Consider the following 19,060-nt stretch of genomic DNA (forward strand, 5'->3'; position numbering starts at 1 on the left):
CAGGGTACACGCGATAGCGATTGAAAGCGATGGTGCAGAGTGAGGACCTTTCCTGGCGGGGCCCAACGGGTGATTCGCCCCCCGTCGGACGCTCTTGTGCTCGGAACCAGCCATCTCGCAGCGGCCGGACGAACCGACTACCATGATTGCGCAAGGCGAAAGCCGGCGGAGTGGCTCGGGTCGCGTGCCAATCCATCCCACCCGGCCCCCTTTTGAGATCGACTCGGTTGTTTCCGCCGAGTTGGAAAAAGGTGGTTGTTCACACGGTGTGTGCGGGATTTCCTTGAGAACGAGACTTGGGCCAGACACTTGGTTTGGATTCTCGCTCGCAAGGATTCGCGGACGGTCCTTCGATTGTCACAGACGCTTGAAATTTTGCGTCTTTGATCACTCGAACGAGCGTCGGGACTGAAGGATGGTGTGGCGACACGGGAATGTCACACCGTCTCAGTTGCCAGGATGGTCCTGAGCGACGTTTCGGACGTTTCCCGATAAAATTTTGTTCGGTCTTTGAATCGCTGGTTGCCATGGGGCAAATGCATTTTGATGTCCCTGACGCAGCGAACGAGTTCTTTGAATCGACTCGTTGGGAAGATGCGTATCTGTGCGGCATCGAAGGTGTGCCGTGGCAGTCTCGGAACGTTTATTCCAACGGACGCTTCACCCTGACCCGTGGTGTCGACACGTCCGCCAAACTGTTCCTGACTTGCCCGATTCCCTCGATCGGCTACCGCCAACTCAGCACCTGCAGCCTGCGTTGCCTGGCCAACCCCCACCGACTGTTTGTCGAATTGGCGCGAGGAAGCTGCTACCGCGTGCGAGTGCAAGCCGATGTGTGGCAGCGCGGCGGGTTGGTGCTCAGCGATCGCTTCGATGATTTGCTGACACGAGGCACCAAGCGGTTCTTGGATGCCAGCCAGTGTGCCCCCGAAAGCCCCTCGTGCGTCGAAGCGGCGATGGAGGCCATTGAGGCGTTGGAGCTGGCGTCGAATGAACTCGGCGATTTGTTCGCGAGTCAGTCCGTCGCGTATCGGCGCAGTCGTGAAAACCGGTTGTGCACGATGTTGGCCGTCGGAGTCTTGCCGCCACTGCCCGCCACCGAAGTCACGCCCGACATCCAGTCGGGTCGCGCGGGCAATTCGATCGATGAACAAACCACGATCACGCGTGCGTTCAATGCGGCCGCGGTTCGGATCAATTGGGGCGAGATCGAAACGGATTCCGGTCGTCCCAATTACGAACCCGTCGACGAAGCCCTGACGGCGTGTTCTCAAATGGGACTGCGTGTGATCGGTGGCCCCGTGATTGATTACCGCAAAGGGTTGCTCCCGGATTGGTTGACGCTGTTGGACGATGACTTTGACAAACTGATGTCGACGACGATCAGCTTTGTCGAAAAAACGGTCGAGCATTTTCGCGGTCGCGTGAACCTTTGGAACGCCGCCTCGGGGTTGAACGTGGCCGGCCCGCTGGGGTTCGATGACGAACAAGTCATGCGGTTCTCCATCGGGATCCTGCAAACCATCCGCCGCTGCGATCCCAACACGCCCGTGTTGATGTCGTTGGATCAGCCCTGCGGCGAATACCTGGCTCGGGATGAGCAGGGAATCAGCCCGCTGCATTTCGCCGACGCTCTGCTACGAAGTGGCTTGGGGCTGGCCGGAATCGGCTTGAATTTCCGATTCGGTTTCGAAGACGGTGACACGCATCCACGATCGGCGGTCGAGTTCGGCCAAATCATTGACCGCTGGGCGACACTGAATGCTCCCCTGATGGTGCAGCTGTCGGTGGCCGGTGCACCCGGCAAAGACGCGTCAGCACGATTGCCCATCCAAACGCGTCCGCTGTCGCCAGACATCAGTGATGACCCCGATGCCTGGGCCAAAGCTCAATTTGAATTTGTGCAGCCACTGATCCAAACGTTGCTATCCAAGCAAATCGTTCACGCGGTGGTGTGGGATGGATGGTCAGACCAACACGCTCACCTGACCCCGCACGCGGGCGTGATCGACGCCAAAGGCCGCCCACGTCCCATGCTGGCCTACCTCACCAAAATTCGCGAAGAAATGCTGATGTGATCATGGAGGGTGCGTTGGTGCCTCGCTGACCGGCTTGTTGATTGAGTCGTCAACGACGTTTCAACGCATGTGGGATGAGCACTCTTGCCCGTCAGAGTTGCGGATGTCGGCCAAGAGTGGCCAACCTACAGCCAAATCGACCAACCGTGACGGCTGGTTGATTTGCTCGAGTTCACAACCCGATGCGTGAGCGAGGGACCCACAGGCTCGTTGCAATGGCACGCGATCCCTCGCTCACGCTTCGGGTTGGGATTCGATCAACAGGCCGGTGAGCGAGGAACGAAATGCGACAGGTGCGGCTCATGATCTTCGCCCCGGAAGGGGCCGGCTTCCATCGCTCGGGGCGGAAGCCCCGAGACGGATTCCTGCAACGCTAGGCGGCGCGGCGTTGGTTCTCGTTCGAATCCAAGACAGGAACGTGAGCCCGTTTGCGACGGAGGTCTCGCATGATCGCCGCACTCTCGTGCAACTTGCCTTCGAGCACTCGCATGCGTTCTTGCATTTCGGCGTTGGCATCGAGGCTTTGGTCGAGTTCGCTGGAAACCCGTTTGAGTTCCGCGGTCAAATCGGTGACCTGAGCCTGCATGGTCGCCACACGGGGTTCGTGCTGGCGAGCGGTTTGCAGTGAGTCCTTGGTGGACTTCAGTTCTTGCGTCAAGCGTTGCACCAGCGAGGTTTGCTCATTGATCCGAGCTTCGAATTGTTCTTGGGAACGACGTAGCGATTGCACTTGTTGGTTGCGTTCGTCGACTTCCTTTTGCAACTGCGTTTCGCGTTGCTGCTGCTGTTTGAACTGTTGATTCAAACGTGTGGTTTCGTGGGTGCGTTCCGCTACGGTTTGCTTCAGTTTTTCAAACTCGGGACGCACGGATTCCAGACGTTCAATTTCCGCCCGGTGACGGGTCACAGCACTTTGCTGTTCTTGCAGGTCCGTTCGCAGTTGCTCGATCGCTTTGTCCTTGGACTCGATGGTAGCTTCGAGCTGCTTGGCTTCATTTCGCAGTTGTTCCGTCGAAGCGTGAATTTCCTGCAGCGTTGTCTCGTGTCGATCGCGTTGAACGATGGCAGCCGCCAGTGACGATTCGGTGGTTTCCAATCGCGATGTCGTCGTCGTCAATTCGGCTTGGGTTTGCTCGAGTTGCGATTCGGCAGCGGTCAGCTTTTGATGGGCCGACGAAAGCTTGGATTCCGATTCCGCCAGCAGAGATTGGCTGTCGCTCCAATTGGCTTGAACAGAACCCAATTCCGTTTGGGTTTGTTTCAGTTCCGATTCGGTGGTGGAAAGTTTGGCCTCGGTGGACGTCAACCGCGACTGAGTTTCGGTCAGACTGGTTTCGGTGCTGGCGAGTTGCGAGGCCGTGTCTTCCAGTTTGGAATTCAGGTCTTCAAAGGTCAGGTCCAGTCGTTTTTCGAGCTCGGACAACGCCGTTTCGGCGATCACGCGGCCGTCAATTGCCTCTTGAATGCGAAGCGTTCGCTCGTCGAGTTCTTCCGCCAGTTCTTCGCGTTCGCCTTGCAACGCTTGCAATTTCAGTTCGTGTTCTTGAAGCGTGGATTGCAGTTGGGTGCGAGCCGTTTTGAGTTCGCTGACCTCTTCGGTGCGAGCTTCCAATTCTTCGCGGACCGTTTGAACGGTTGCTTCGTGACGAGTTGCCGCCTGGATCGCAGCTTCGTGTTGGGATCGAAGGTGTTCGTATTCAGTTTGCAGTTCGGCGAATCGCAGTCCGGTTTCGTCGTAGTCGTTGGCAACGTTTTCGCGTTCCGCTGCAAATTGATCGCGTTGCAGAATCGCGGCGTCGCGTTGGGTGATCGATTCTTCGATGCGTTGAATCAGCGATTCGTTGGCTTGGGTCAGCGAATCGATTTCTTCATTGGCTGCGATCAGGTCCGCTTGGATTTGCTGGAACTGGCTGTGGGTGTGCTGTTGTTCGGATTGCAACGTGGTTTGTTGTTGCTGCAGCGAGCTGAGTGCTTCGTTGGCCGCAAAGACTTCGCCGCGGGTCACTTCAATCTGACTTTGCAGTTCTTCGTTTTGCGTTTTCAGTTGCTCGTTGGCTTGCTTCAGGAATTCCTGTTGCTTCTCACGGTTGGCCAACTCGTCGCCGGTGGCATTGGCGGTTTCGGCGAGCTCACGCATCTTGGCAGCCGATTCTTCGAATCGAGTTTCGTTGTCTGCCAGAGCAGAACGCAGCGACTCGATTTCTTGCTCGGCTTGTTGCAGCGATTCGTGGACCGCATCGCGAGCTTTTTCGGCGTCTTGGGTGGCCAACTCAAAGCGGCTGTGTTCGGCTCGCAGATGCCCCAGTTCGGTTTCGGCACCCTGGGTCAATTGCTTTTGGTCTTTCAACCATTGACGCAGTTGATCGTTTTCGGCCTGCAGCTCGTCACGGCTGGATTGCAGCGAATCGACGTCGCCTTGCAGGCCCAGGAAGTGATGCTTGCGACTGCGAGCCACCGCTTTGGCTTTCGCGTACTTTTTCTCTGCATCTTTGATGGCGTTCACGTCGCGACTGCGGTCGCGATACCAGAGCAAATGCCCAACCAGAATGCCTCCCATGACAAACATAAAGGCGGACAGAAATGGGATACCGATCCAAGTATTCATGGCAGACACCAACACCAAACAAATGAGAACGCGTGGCAAAAACCACGCTCCAGATGGCCTGTATCAAGCCACCGGTCGGCGTGTCGAGCCCAAACCCGGAGGTGAACCCCTGTTCGGGGCACTTCGCTGGGACACGTGCTGGCGTCTTGCCCGGGTGCAGCCGTAAGGCAGCCGTAAAGCCGTAAGGTGCAGCCGTAAGGTGCCACCCACCTTCTGCATCCGCCAATCACAACCCGACGCGTGAGCGAGGGACGCCCCCAATTCCACGCCGGCCCCATCCGGGGCGACCGTTTGATTCCTGGCACCGGTCTCGGGGCTTCCACCCCGAGCTAAGAGTGCCCGTAAGGTGCCACCCACCTTCCAGATCCTAGAGCCGTAAGGTGCCACCCACCTTCCAGATCCTTCTGCATCCGCCAATCACAACCCGACGCGTGAGCGAGGGACGCCCCCAACTCCACGCCGGCCCCATCCGGGGCGACCGTTTGATTTCTGGCACCAGTCTCGGGGCTTCCACCCCGAGCTAAGTGCGCCGGCCCCATCCGGGGCGAGGATTGCAGTGCATCCGTAAGGTGCCACCCACCTTCCAGATCCGCTCCGATTTTCCAATTGTCAATTTGACTTTTTCAATTTCCTCTCTCAATCCCGCATCCCCCCGTGCGATGGTCTTCCAAGACCGTCGCCCCAGCAACAACCCGACACGCAAGCGAGGACAAACCGCATCCTCCACGCTGGCCCATCCGGGGCGGGGAAGATCTTTGGCGTGTTGGTTGGCGATACCGTTGGCTGCCGGTTAATATATGGACTTTCGCGAGCAGCCTGCCAACGAGCGTTCCCCAGCGAGCGGTCTTGGAGAGCGGCGGCTCGCGGAAGCGGTCTGTGACCGCGCCCACCCTCCCCCTTCCCCCCGGCAGATGTTTCGCCCATGAAATCCCTCCGTTCTTCCACGTCAGCCCGCGGTTTTGCGAGCACGCACGCGGGAAACTCGTTGCCCCGGCTTCTTCGCTCGGTCACGTCGTCCATCGTCCAGCTGGGCGCCCTGTGTGGCGTGCTCGGATTGGGCCAACTTTCACTTTCAACCGTTTCGGCCGCCGGTTTGGGCGTCACTCCCCCCGAGCAATTCAAAGTCCCCGAGGGCTTCGAAGTGGAATTGCTGCACGAAGTCGCCGCGGACTCAGAAGGCTCGTGGGTCAGCCTGACCGTTGATCCCAAAGGCCGATTGATTGCCTGCGACCAATCCGGCGGGCTGTTCCGGATCGACATGAGCTCGGGCGAAGCCAAGGTCGAAAAACTCGAGATCGATTTCGTCGGTGCCCAAGGGTTGCTGTGCGCTTTCGGTTCGCTCTACGCCAACGTCAACGCTCGGGACCAGCCCTGTGGACTGTGGCGTTTGACCGACACCGATGGCGACGATCAGTACGATAAAAAGGAACACATCATTCCGCTCAATGGCGGCAGTGAGCACGGCCCGCACGCGTTGCTCGTGACGCCCGATGGCAAACGCATCGTCATGGTCGCAGGCAACAACACCAACCTGCCTGAGAAAATCGCTCACTCGCGAGTGCCCAAGGTTTGGGAAGAGGATCACCTGCTCGGTCGCATGCCCGATGCTCGCGGTCACAACGCCAGCCGCATGGCACCCGGTGGATTCATCTGCTCGCTGAACCCGGATGGCAGCGAAGTGGAATTGATCGCGACCGGTTTCCGAAACCCCTATGACATCGCCCTGAACCGTCAAGGCGAGCTGTTCACATACGACGCCGACATGGAATGGGACGTCGGCACACCTTGGTACCGTCCCACACGAATCAATCACGTGATCAGCGGTTCCGAATTCGGATGGCGAAACGGCACCGGCAAATGGCCTGCCTACTACCCGGACTCGTTCGGTTCCGCCGTGGATATCGGCCCTGGTTCGCCAACCGGCATCGTGTTCGGTTACGGAGCCAAGTTCCCAAAGAAGTACGAAAACGCTCTGTTCATTTCCGATTGGAGCTACGGCAACATCCACGCGGTTCATTTGACCGAAGACGGATCCAGCTACAGCGGCACCTACGAAACCTTCGCCACCGCTGCTCCCCTGCCCGTGACCGATTTGGTGATTCACCCCGATGGCGCGTTGTACTTTGCGATTGGCGGACGAGGCACGCAAAGTGGTCTGTACCGGATCAAGTACACCGGTGACATCGCCGCCGCCAACGCAGCGGAAGAGGTCATTGCTTTGTCAGACGAAGCCAAGCAGCTTCGTGAACTGCGTCAAAGCATCGAAGCACTGCACGTGGATGACGAAGATCTGTCCGTCAGTGCAGAGGACGCGATTCAGTTGGCAATCGAAAACCTGAGCCACGACGACCGTGCGATTCGTTTCGCCGCTCGGATTGCTTTGGAACACCGTTCGCCTGCGGCTTGGAAAGCAACCGTGCTGAGCCAGACTGACAGTGAAGCCAAGATTCTCGGCGTCGTCGCTTTGGCTCGCACCGGTGCCAAAGCCGATCAAGCCGATGCGGTCAAAGCGTTGGCTTCGATTGACCTCGAGACGCTCACCGCCAGTCAAAAGATCGACTTCCTGCGTGCGGCTGGTTTGGTCGCGATGCGGTTGGGTGACTTCGATGCGGCTCAACGCGACGTGTTGATCGGCAAGATCCAAGGTCAGTTCCCCTCGGGCGTCGATTCGCTGGACCGCGAATTGGCAATCATGGCGATTTACCTCAACGTGCCCGGTTCGACCGCCGCCGTTGTGGCTGCTCTGGAAGATTCGCCCAGCCAAGAGAGCCAGATTCACTACGCGATGGCGTTGCGAGCGGCCAAAGAAGGCTGGAACATGGATCTGCGTCGCCAGTACTTGGCGTGGTTCAATGAAATGGCAACCGCTCGAGGTGGCATGTCGTTCGGCGGTTTCTTGGACAACATCAAAAAGGTCACGGTCGATGGCTTGTCCGATGCGGACAAAAAATCACTCGTCGAAGTGCTTGCGAAGCCAAAGCAAACGGACGAGGCTCCCGCCGGGCCACCTCGTGAATTCGTCAAGGAATGGAAGGTCGAGGATCTGGTCGATGTCGTCAGCGATGAGAGTCATCGTCCTGACTTTGCGAACGGCAAAGCCATGTTCGCAGCCGCGACCTGCTACAAGTGTCACCGCATGGGGCTGCAGGGCGGCATCCTCGGTCCTGATTTGACCAGTGCCGGTGGCAAGTACAGCCCGCATGACATGTTGGTTTCGATCATCGAACCCAGCAAAGTCATCAGCGATCAGTATGGCTCCACTCAGTTCTTGACCGAAGACGGTGACATCATCACCGGCCGCGTGATCAACATGCACGGCCAAGTCTTGAACGTGATGACCAACATGTTGGACCCATCGTCGTTGGCTCAAGTGGACCGCGAAAGCGTCATCCAAACGCGAGAATCCCAGGTCAGCATGATGCCCAACGGTTTGTTGGACACCCTGACGGCCGAAGAGATCGCTGACTTGGTGGCTTACTTGCGAGCCGGTGGCAACGCCAAGCACGCGATCTACACGCAACCAGTTGCCTCGCGATAATTCGTCCTCGAACGAACCGCACTGAGCACAACAATTCTGCGAACGACGAGCACCCCAAACGACTTCGGAAAGCCAGGCTTTCCGGAGTCGTTTTTTTTGTCCGCTGATGGCGACGCTTCAAGCAAGCCACACAGGCGAGCTTGGTTCCACGCCCTCGCCCCGGAGGGCAACGCCGTGAACGATTTAGGCGACGGTACAAAACCCCAGTTTTTGAAGTCGATCGCGATCTTCTTTCGTGGCGCGAGTGACGTTGGGGAGACCGCAACGAGGCTTGTCTTTCTTGTTCGGTTTATACCTCGCCTCCTTGCTCGACTTGCGTTCGTAATCATCGATCAGCGCATCCCTCAGCATCTCCGATAAGCTCGGTTCCTCGAGATCGGTCTCGTTGAGGTTCTCAAGAATGCGTTGGAAAGAACGCACCACCCCTGCGAAGCTGATTCGACCAGGCATCGCGACCGGATCACCCCGGCGACGTTTCTTCGCGAGGTGTACTTTCAAGGCATACAGCTTGACGATCAGAATACTGAGGATCGACCAATGCAACTCCACCAACGCCCGGACGCTCTGGCGGCAGCGAAGTTGTCGTCGTCCATACGTTTGCTTTAGGTTGCGAAATTCCAATTCGATTCCCCAGCGGCTCTTGTAAATTACCAGTGCTTGCTCGTCCGTGAGCTTCTTCTCATCCAAAACGCTCGTTAAGAGAACTGCCTCTTTGCGGCCGAGTTGGATCTGAATCATGCGAAGCTTCAGGGGACGCATGCCCTCACGGCGTTTGTCCTTGGGCCAGCAGTAAACAAGGTTGTCTTCGCCAGGCTCGACATCGTAGCCGAGGCTATGCAGCAAGTTGACGTTCGCGCCGACGCGAACGAGAAAGTGGTGTCCCCCATCGATGATGCTCTTCCAAAATTCGTAGCCAACGAATCCCGCGTCACCGGTAAACAACGTTTTCCCCGGGAATTCGCCGTTTTCTAGCATCTCTTGCACGTGTGCTCGTTCGGACGCATTGCTAGGCCCAAGTTTCCAGCACCAAGTCAGTTGCGTGGCAACGTGCCAAATCTTTGTGATCCAAATCTGGGGTACTGGCGGTGCCGGTGGATTCTTCTCGATGGCCTGACGGCGCATTCCTTTGGTCTTCTTTTTTCGATACCGAGCCGTTGTCCCGTGACCATGATTGGGAGCGCAAAACGCTTTTTCGTTACTCAGTGTTCGCGGCGTTGTGTTTCGAGAACCATCGACAGCCATGACGACCCAACCAGTCGTCCTCCAAAGCTTGCCGGCGGTTGCCTCGATTTGCTTGTGAATCCGAGTAAGCAAAACCTCGGACAACCAGGGAGTCCATCGAACCAGCGCCTTGATCAGTCCAGAGTAACTTGAAAATGCGATCCTCCCGTGGACCTTTTTGCATTGCCGGGTGCCTGAATCAAAAGCATCCTTGAGCTTGTCCTTGTCAGAGAAGATCCACAGCAAGGCTTGGATCATCAGAGTCATTGTCTTCCAGCCAGTGTTGCCGTGGGCCTGCGTCGGCACTGCCTGCTCGTCACCCAGCACCCAATCGATCGCACTGCGGAACTCTTTGGCGTTGCGCGTCTGGGCTTTCCGATAACGCTCTCGCTGAGATTCGATCTTGACCTTGCGCTTAGCTCGGTTGGATTTCCTTTGTCGAGCATGTTCTTTGGCCTTGCTTGATTCGTGAGAATCGAGTTTCTTTGACACAGCCGGATTCCTTTCTGACTGAAGTGTTTCAGTTGGTTGGTAGGGGGATCCGGCTTTTACACTTCAAGGGCAGTTCAGCAAAACACCACAAATCGCGGCCTCAAAATCGTTCACGGCGTTGCCCGGAGGGGCCGTCGCACTTAGCTCGGGGCGGAAGCCCCGAGACCAATGCCGAGAAACAAACGGTCGCCCCGGACGGGGCCGTCGTGGGGGGATGCCGTGTGGTCCCTCGCTGACGCGTTCGGGTTGTGATGTCGTGGTGGTCGACGGTCTTGGAAGACCGTCGTACGGGGATTCGGAAGGTGGCTGGTACCTTGTCGTTGGACCGACGCCCAAACGACTCACTTCTTGTGCCATCACGCCTTCAGATGTTGGTTGAACCATGCCAGCGTTCGTTTCCAAGCCAGTTCGGCGGCGGCTTCGTCGTAACGAGGGGTCGTGTCGTTGTGAAAACCATGATTGACGCCGGGGTAAACGTGTGACTCGTGAGGCACCTCGTTGGCTGCCAGGGCTTCGTTGAAAGCTTCTGCGCCGGCCATGATGCGGCGGTCAAGCTCCGCGTTTTGAATCGACAATGGCGTCTTGATCTTGGCCACGTCGGCGGCGTCCGGTTGGCTGCCGTAGAACGGCACCCCAGCGTCGAGCACGTCGGGCAAGCGGACGGCCAGTTGATTGACCACGCCTCCCCCAAAACAGAACCCAACCGCACCAACTTTCCCTGTCGAAAGCTTGTGCGTGTCGAGCAGCTTGGCCGCGGCAATGAAGTCTTCCGTCATCTCGCCACGGTCGCGGCGAGCCTGCATCGCACGTCCATCGTCGTCGTTGCCGGGGTAGCCGCCCAGCGGTGACAGAGCATCCGGAGCAAAGGCCAGAAAACCTGCGACAGCCAAGCGACGCGTGACATCGGCGATGTACGGATTGAGTCCCCGGTTCTCGTGAATCACCAAGACACTTGGGAACTTGTTGCCGGTCGCCGGACGCGCCAGCAGACCACTGATCTGCCCGCCGCCTTGAGGCGAGTCATACGTGATCGTTTCCGTTTTGATTCGCGGGTCCGTCGCGGGAACTTGCTCGGCCCAGGCGTAGTTCGGCGAAAGGCTTTCTTCGAGTGCTTCGACCGTGACGCCGCCAACCGCGAATGCGGCCAATCCCTTCATGTAGTCACGCCGAGTCAGTCGCCCGTGGGCGAAATCGTCATAAAGATCGAGGAGACGTTGGTCGAATTGGTTGGCTGTCTTGCGTTTCATCGATTGGGTTCCTGGTTACGAGTCAAGTTCAAAACACACCATTTCACGATCACTGGGTGGGTGCCCAGCGAGGGATCACGCCGTGATGCCGCTGGGCCGACCGAGTTGCGTTTTGTCGATTGGTTTGATTGGCCCAAGGCCATGAACATCATAGCCTTGGGCACCGCCCAGGGACGGTTTAGTTGTTGGTGGCTTCTTCCAACGGCGGTCGCTGAGGGCGATCGGGACGGCTGTCTTCGCGTTGACCGCCCGGGCCTCCGCGTCCGCCGCCTCGACCACGATCACCGCCACCACCTCGGTTGCCGAACCCGCCGCGTCCAAAACCACCGGGACCGCCACGTCCTTCTGGGCCACCACGGCCTCGATCGCCGCGCTGTGCGGTCTCATTGGAGTCGGCTGCTTCGGTGGCGGGGGCCGGATCGGCCGATTCATCGAAGGGACCGGCAACGACGCAGTACAGATGCTTGTTCGATCGGACGAACAACTTGCCGTTGCTCAACGCGGGTGATCCGCTGAATGACTCTGTCTCGGTCGTGGTGCGATTGACCGCGAGTTGCTTCAGTTCATCCTGCACATCAACCACAAACATGTCGCCGTTGCCTTTGACGTAATAGAACTTCCCGTCCGCCACGATCGGCGACGCGTAGTCCGAGCCTCCGCGTCCACCGCTTGAACTGCGGCTTCCACCTGACAAGCGAACTCGATCTTCCATTTCGCCGGTCTCTGTGTTCGTGCGGGAGAGCACGTCGCTCGCGACCGAATAAACATAGCCATTGTATGCAACCGGCGTCGCGAATCGGCCTGCGTCGGAACCGGTCCACACCACATGGGAATCGGTCACGTCCCCTTGGCCTCCCGGTTGAACCGCCATCGATCCGCTGCCTCGACCGCCCACGACAATCACAACGCCTTTGTCCACGATCGCGCTGGTGTTGGCTTGGTCCGATTCACCCGCCTGAGCGAACCAGCGAAGTTTGCCGTTGTCAGGGTTGATTCCCCAGATCTCGCCGGGGACTCCCACGACCAGTTCCAGCTCATCGTTTTCCGTTTTCGCGAGCGCCGGTGTGCCCCACAAATTATCCAAGCCCTTGGCTTCCTGACGCCAAAGTTGTTTGCCTGTCGTTTTGTCGAGGGCCACGAGCGCTTGGCTTTCTGAAGACGCGGTCACGATCACTTTGTCGTCCAACAGGATCGGACTGGACGCAGAACCCCAACGGTGCGGATCGGATTCGGTTCCCAGTGGGGTGTGCCACAATTGGTTGCCATCGAAATCAAACGCGAACGCACCGGTCTTTCCAAAGAACACGTACACGTTTTCACCATCCGACACCGGTGAGTGAGAGGCGTAACCGTGCGAAGGCACGCCTGCACCCGTGTAGGGATCCTCGGGCTGAACCGCATCGATCGATTTCTCCCAAATCATTTCGCCTGACTTGGCGTCGATGCAAACGAGATGTCGTTTCAGATCAGTGATGTCGCCAGGATTGGCTCGATCGAGCCCGTAACCGGAGTAGCAGGTCACAAAGACTCGATCGCCGACCACGATGGGGCTGGAGACGCCTGCTCCGGGAAGAGCCACCTTCCACTGCACGTTCTGCGTTGGGCTCCAGCGAACCGGAACCGGTTCACTGCTGGTTGCGACTCCCGATCCGTTCGGTCCGCGAAAGCGACTCCAGTCTTCGGCATCGACAATGGAGTCGCACAACGCGAGCGACAAAAGAACGACCAAGTAACGTTGAAAACCGGTCATCGGTAGGAATCCTGGGAAAAGACTGTTCGAAAAGAAATCACGGGTGCTTCGTTGCACCGCGAGCCCATCGGGCCACGACAGAAAGTTTAGGGAAGTCGGCGGCCGGTTGGTGATGCGATGTTTGGATCGATACAAAACTGCCCTTTGCCGCATCCAAACGGCGTCCATCAGCCGTCGGTGATCCCGACTTGGGCCGAACGATGCCGCTCGGACATTGAGTGGAACCCCGCAACATTGGCCAGGTTTCTACACTTCTCGGACAGCAATGCATGAGAAATGCCTGTCCGGAAAGCACCGTTGGGCCCATGATTTGCCCCGTGGCAGGCGGACTGGACGGCATCCAATCGCGGCAGATGCTGGCGTCTCAGATCCGCTCGAATCCGCCAGATTCCGTTGGCATCCGGCGGCGAACTTTTTGTAGGCTGCGGTTCAAAATGGCATGAACTACGAAAGATGGAGCCAAAGTGTCCGGGAATCGCCTCGATCCGCCGCCCGCCATGTGCCGCCTCAGTTCGGCCGGACGATTGCGCACGTGCATCGTCATTGGCGTCGTCACGGTGTTTTCGTCGCTTGCCTTTGCCGCACAACTTTCAGCCCAGCAACCCCCCGCAGTCCAGCCACCTGCACGTCAGCCACCTGCACGTCAAGAAAACGCGGCCCCCGCGGATCGCTATTGGGAAAGCCGATGGGAGTTTCGTGAGATCGATGTCGCCAAACTGTCCGAGCGACTGAAATCCATCGGGATCGATCTTGGCATCCCGTTGGAAGGCAACGTGACGGTGCAGTTTGAAGTCGGCGTTCCATGGACCTCCCTCACCGACGGGGCCGCCTACCGTTTCGATGGAACACTGAGCAGTTCACGCTTGGTCGTCGACCGTTTCGAATTTCTCGATCTGCGAACCACGGTCCGCTATCGCGATGGCGTTGCGACGCTAAGTTCATTGACCGGCTCGACCGTCGAATCAGGCGAGACTTCCAACGATCCAACGAAAGGCGAGTTCACAGGAAGCGGATCACTTGAATTGGTCCCCCAAGGTGACGTGTCCGCAAAGTTGAAGGTGGACGACATCTCGCTCGCCCCCATCACAAAACTGGTTGCCTCGTTGTTCCCGTCCTACGAGCCGATGCTCCCGAAGGATGGTGAGCTATCCGGAGTCGTGCAGTTTCGAGCTCCCATCCACCGTATCGACGACATCGCCAGCTACGACTTGGAGGGAACCTTTCAAGCCGACGCCCTGGAACTTGGTGGATTGCCGCCGGCGGATTTGAAGGTCGGCAAAGTGGTCATGCGAGACGGTCGTCTGCGAGCCGACAAGATCGATTTACAAACAACGCCGACGTCCAATCCCTCCGCCGTTCGAATGATCGGCCAAGCGGATCTTCCGCTGACCGGCAATGGACCGTTCTCCTTTGAGGTGGCCGCGGACGACCTTCCGATCGGGCAGGTGTCCGAATGGATCGCCGCCTCTGAATCATCCGAACAAGAAGGACTCGTTCAGGGCAAACTTGATTTTCGAATCCAAGGGCAAGGCGAACTGAGCGACCGGGCGGAACAACTGCAATGGAACATCGCTGGGGCACTGGCGTCTCCATCGATCCAAGTCGTGGGCGTCGATCTCGGCTCGTTCGAGCACGATGTCCGCTTCACGCCAACCAACTTCGCTCTCACTCCGCGGCGACAAAGCTCTGAGCTCCCCTCACGCTTCAAGGTGCATCGTGTCGAGTCCGAATATCAATTCACTGAGACCGCTTTTGAATTGACATCGCTGACCGCCACTCTGTTTGGCGGACAAGTCTCCGGCCAAGCAACCGTGCCTCGCCGTGATCAAGAAGACCTCGTCGTGGATCTCAATTTTCGCGACATTCGACCTGAGCTACGACTTCCTGTTTCAGACTCCATTGAACTCAAAATCGCATCGACGCTGTCCGGCGTGATCGATTGGAAAGTCCCTTTGAAGCAACTCACCGATCCGGTTGCGCATCGCGGGTCGGCGGAGTTGATTGCTTCGTCCATCATGCTGGGCGATGCTTCGATCGGTGATTTGACCGCGAACGTTTCCGCCAACCAAGGTGAATTCCAGTTCGATTTAAACGGCGACCTCTTCGGCGGAACCGTCCAAGGCAACTCCACCGCACAACTGATCGCTTCGGATCAGTGGAATGATTTGCCCGCACGGCTCCAAGCTTCCCAACTGAAGTTCGATGGCGTGTCGTTGGACGCGTTGGTTGATTTGTTGGCACGTCGAAAGATGGGGCTGACCGGAAAGGCAACCGGCAATGTCTCGGTCAACTTCGCATCACCAAGCGGACTTGGCAGAGTGATACCAGGCACTGTGATTCCAGACACAACGATTCCGGACACAACGATCGATCTCGAGCTGTCGCAGCTCAAGTATCGTGCTCAGCCGCTTTCAAGAAAACTTCGATTGGCTGGCCGAATTGAAAACGACGTGCTCCGGATTCAGTCTCTCAGAGGCGACTACGCGGACGGTTCCGTCAGCCTGCATGGACTGGTTTATTTAGTTGATGGCGACGGACGGATTCACCCGCGATTCGACACGCGATTGGTGGCATCCCGCGTGGATTTGAAACGCGGACTGTGGTTCATTGGCGAGACCGCGAACAGCTTTGCTGGACGAGTGTCTGGCAAGACAACCGTCACCGGACACACCGAGTCGATGCGGGTGCGAGGTAACGTCGATGGACGAGACCTGGACATCTACGGCCTTCCCGCTGGCAACGCTCACAGTTCGATCGTTGCGACCGCGGATTTTCCATCATCCAAATGGAGCGTCGACTTTCCCTCCGTGCGTTCCCGCGTTGGAGGAGGGCAATTGGAAGGCGGTTTGCTACTTTCGTCGGGCCGCTCTGGCGGTGTCGACCTGACCAGCCACTGGAAGACCCGGCGAATGGACATCGTTCGGTTGACGGATCAGCTTGGTCGATCCAGTTCACTGGCCAGCGGTGAAATTTCTGGCGAGATTTCACTGCGTGGGAAATCCATTCAATCCATCGATGATTTGTCCGGACGCTTTGAATTCAAGCTGGGCGATACTCGCGGTGCGGCCGTGCCTGGGTTGCTTGCTGCCTCGCGTTTTCTCGGCCCGATCTCGCTGGCCAATCAGTCGTTCGATGTGGGCGAAGCCAAAGGCATCCTTGGCCAAGGAGTCGTCGTGCTGGATGAGTTCTGGCTGGGGTCGGACAACGCGCTCGTGCAAGCGGATGGCAAGGTGTACTTGCGGAGCGGGCGATTGGATTTGAACGCGTTGATTGCGACGGGTGACTATCGCGACATCGCAGCAAACTTTACCCAATTGGCACAAGAGTACGCTCTTCGCTCGCTTCTTCCCACTTCCGCGATCCTCAGCGTCTCGGAACTGCTTCGCGACCGGACGCTGGTCGTGGCCGTGATGGGATCCACTCAAAGTCCGATCGTGCGACTGCGTCCTGTCGAAACATTCCGCGAAGAAACGGCTCGATTCCTTCTTCGCGAAGGCCAGCGATTGATTCTGACGGGAATCACCGCCGGCGCCGTCGATGGCATGGACGGCGGATTTTAAGCAGGTCGGCAGGAGTCTTTCGGCATTTGAAATGTCTTGGCAAGCGTGGTTGCTTCCACGTCCAACCGGGGCTAACGCCCAAACGGCTCACATGGTTCTACCCGATCATTCCTGCCGACCTGCTTAAGTCTGCTTGCGTTCGAAAACGCTGATTGATTCGCGTGAACGTTGAACCGCGGCGAGGTTTGCGGGTTGTGATGATCACCACGGTCTTCGTGAATCAGTCACGCCAGTTCTGTTCTTTGAGCCGATTGTTCGTAGGGAAAGGATTCCACGGCAAGAGGTAATAGGATGAGTTGTTCTGGTCATCAGATTCTGTTCACGCTTGGTTGCTTGCTCGCAATGGCCAGCACCGGTTGCAGCACGCTGGGGCTATCGCTGTATCCGTCCGGCGCGACGCTCACCAGCGAAGCAAAGGAGGTGCTCAACGCCTCTCGAATCCCCGGCGGAATCGCTCGAGAGAATGCCAAGCAAGTCTTGCCACCGCGAGCCTTGCAGCCGGGTGACGCACTGTTGATCGAGCCCATCAATCTGGAACGCGATCTGCGATTGCCGGCCGACCAAGTCGTCTTGGCGGACGGAACCTTGGACCTGGGGCCTTACGGACGCGTTATCGTCGCCGGCCGCGATCTCGAGCAGGCGGAATCACTCATCGAGCAACAAATCGCTCACCAGATTCGTCAGCAGGAATCTGACTGCCAACAATTACGTAGCGAACAAGCAGCCAGCGAACAAGGTTCGGAATCGAACCGGCCAGAACCGCTGCCCGAGGATTGCGACGCCATCGCAGTCAACGTTCGGCTTCTCGAACCAGTCGATCGCTTTTATGTGCTGGGTGAAGTCAACGCCCCGGGGGCGTATCCGCTGTCCGGCTCAGAAACCGTGCTCGATGCGATCGTGTCAGCGGGCGGTTTGACGTCCAGCGCCAATCCGTGCCAAATCCTGTTGGCTCGGCCAACCGATCCCTGTGAATGCCGCGTCACCTTGCCGGTTTGTTACCGCGAAATCGTTCAAATGGGAAACACGGCGACGAACTATCAGATCCAACCCGGTGATCGCGTTTTCGTCGCGTCGCGAAGCTGTTTGGATGAGCTGATGTTTTGGCGAGGCAGCCGTCCGTGCGAACGTTGTTCCGGATGCAACCGTGCCTGCCGCAACCCCGAGTACGTCACCGCCAAACCCATGGCCATGGTTCACGACGCCATGATTCCTCCCGGCAGTGTCGGCTGGATGCGATTGGCAAACGAGAGGTCACAAGTGGGAGGACTCGTGGAGCCGGACAACATTCCGGCGGACCAAGACGCCAGCCTGAGCGACTACCTCAACACGCAAGACGCCCAAGGCAATCACGCCGGCCCGACCAGCGATGCGGACGTCGACGGCGAACTCGAGTTTGCTCCACTCTCGCAGTAACCCGTCGCCATCCAGCCGGTTGAGTGAATTCGTTTCGCAGATGCAGCGTTCAGCCGGTGGGCATTGGTCCACGGTTGCCGGAGACGAACCGGATGCGATCGCGTTCCGGCTGACTCAATCAACAGGCTGAATCGGAACGATGTGTCATCATGTGGTGAAAGGTCGGCAACGCCGCCAACCGGATCAATCATCATGCCAGCCCATCCGGCAACTGCACCGCGCGTTGAAGACCGACTCGGTTCAATGCTCGGGCAATCGATTCAGCCAAATGATCTGGGATATCGCTCGTTGCTTCGCTCAACAGTTTTCTCTGCGACCACCAACCCAAGATTGGTCGTGTCGAAAAGATCGCGATCCCAACGAGCCAGGCGGGCACCAACACCTGCAGATGCCAGCTCGACTCGAAACTCAAGCGGATTGGCAGGTTGCTCATCATGGTCGCAGAGTCGATTGACCTCGACAGGGTGTGCCATGTTGCCAACGGACACAGCCCCATCGCCAGCATTCCCAAACAAGCCAAATGATGGCGTTGTCTCGCTGAGACCGGCAGCAAAGTTCGGATCGCGGCAATGCCGATCGCGATCAATGCAAATTGCCAAACGCTGTTGAGCAACACCCATCCCAGTTGTGTTGCCCAAGTGGATTCCATCCAACTATTCATCGCTGCGTTTCTCCATTTCAGTGAGGATCTGACGGATCTCTTCGATGTCGCTTTGGCTTGCCTTGCTGTTCGAAAGTGCGTTGAGAACCAAGCTCGACACGGATCCTTCAAACACCTTGGTCGCCAAATCTTTTAGCAAGCCCTTGCCCATTCGCTCGCGACTCCAAGCCGCTCGATACAAATGGGGACGTTGTGTTTCGTCTCGCTTGACCAGGCCTTTGCCCAACATGACCGACAACATTTTCATGGTGGTCGAGTAGTTGGTGCCTCGTTCACGAGACAGGTGCTCGTGAATCACACCCACACCGCAGGCACCGTGTTCCCACAGCACACGCAAGATTTGCAGTTCGACATCGGTTGGGGAAGCACTGGAAGAGCGGGCCATCTGAAATCCAAACGCGTCGTCTGAAAGCGAAGGCGTTCGCTGAGTCAAGGGACGCTCCGATAGCGGACGCAGAACGGCAGCGATTCGCGAGACCAGGACGGGAGCAAGGA

Annotated in this window: 10 protein-coding genes; 4 read left to right on the plus strand and 6 right to left on the minus strand. The window is 57.8% G+C overall.

Going from position 1 to position 19,060, the window contains the following annotated elements:
• Positions 1-527 precede the first annotated feature (527 nt).
• Positions 528-2,078 carry a glycoside hydrolase family 10 gene (locus UH5x_RS23490; RefSeq protein ID WP_482633876.1) on the plus strand — a complete coding sequence of 517 codons (1,551 nt, stop codon included), beginning with the start codon at positions 528-530 and terminating at the stop codon, positions 2,076-2,078.
• Between the two features lie 373 nt (positions 2,079-2,451).
• On the opposite strand, the gene UH5x_RS23495 is transcribed toward UH5x_RS23490, so the two are convergent.
• The gene (locus tag UH5x_RS23495; protein ID WP_482633877.1) at positions 2,452-4,683 is read right to left on the minus strand and encodes a coiled-coil domain-containing protein; all 2,232 of its coding nucleotides are present in this window, start codon (positions 4,681-4,683) and stop codon (positions 2,452-2,454) included.
• A 922-nt stretch (positions 4,684-5,605) separates the two neighbouring features.
• Here UH5x_RS23495 and UH5x_RS23500 point away from each other — a divergent pair.
• Complete coding sequence (locus UH5x_RS23500) at positions 5,606-8,221, plus strand: c-type cytochrome (RefSeq protein ID WP_482633878.1); 2,616 nt, start codon at positions 5,606-5,608, stop codon at positions 8,219-8,221.
• 183 nt (positions 8,222-8,404) lie between these two features.
• On the opposite strand, the gene UH5x_RS23505 is transcribed toward UH5x_RS23500, so the two are convergent.
• From UH5x_RS23505 to UH5x_RS23515, 3 genes are all read right to left on the minus strand, one after another.
• Positions 8,405-9,934 carry a transposase gene (locus UH5x_RS23505; RefSeq protein WP_482632748.1) on the minus strand — a complete coding sequence of 510 codons (1,530 nt, stop codon included), beginning with the start codon at positions 9,932-9,934 and terminating at the stop codon, positions 8,405-8,407.
• A 356-nt stretch (positions 9,935-10,290) separates the two neighbouring features.
• Complete coding sequence (locus tag UH5x_RS23510) at positions 10,291-11,181, minus strand: dienelactone hydrolase family protein (protein WP_482633879.1); 891 nt, start codon at positions 11,179-11,181, stop codon at positions 10,291-10,293.
• Positions 11,182-11,359: 178 nt separating this feature from the next.
• Positions 11,360-12,931 (minus strand): outer membrane protein assembly factor BamB family protein, encoded by a 1,572-nt coding sequence (locus UH5x_RS23515; protein WP_482633880.1) that lies wholly within the window; start codon positions 12,929-12,931, stop codon positions 11,360-11,362.
• A gap of 524 nt (positions 12,932-13,455) precedes the next feature.
• Here UH5x_RS23515 and UH5x_RS23520 point away from each other — a divergent pair.
• Together UH5x_RS23520 and UH5x_RS23525 are read left to right on the plus strand one after the other, a co-directional pair.
• A complete protein-coding gene (locus tag UH5x_RS23520) occupies positions 13,456-16,491 on the plus strand; it encodes an AsmA family protein (RefSeq protein ID WP_482636062.1) in 3,036 nt (1,011 codons plus the stop codon).
• A 291-nt stretch (positions 16,492-16,782) separates the two neighbouring features.
• Positions 16,783-17,904: a polysaccharide biosynthesis/export family protein gene (locus tag UH5x_RS23525; protein ID WP_482633881.1), complete on the plus strand. Its 1,122-nt coding sequence runs from the start codon at positions 16,783-16,785 to the stop codon at positions 17,902-17,904.
• A 190-nt stretch (positions 17,905-18,094) separates the two neighbouring features.
• On the opposite strand, the gene UH5x_RS23530 is transcribed toward UH5x_RS23525, so the two are convergent.
• Together UH5x_RS23530 and UH5x_RS23535 are read right to left on the minus strand one after the other, a co-directional pair.
• Entirely contained in the window at positions 18,095-18,565 is a 471-nt protein-coding gene (locus UH5x_RS23530; protein ID WP_482633882.1) for a hypothetical protein, read from the minus strand.
• Positions 18,558-18,950: a BlaI/MecI/CopY family transcriptional regulator gene (locus UH5x_RS23535; RefSeq protein WP_482633883.1), complete on the minus strand. Its 393-nt coding sequence runs from the start codon at positions 18,948-18,950 to the stop codon at positions 18,558-18,560. Before UH5x_RS23535 ends, UH5x_RS23530 begins: the two co-directional genes overlap by 8 nt.
• Positions 18,951-19,060: the final 110 nt, after the last annotated feature.

The sequence above is a fragment of the Rhodopirellula sp. UH5 genome, from assembly GCF_056839225.1.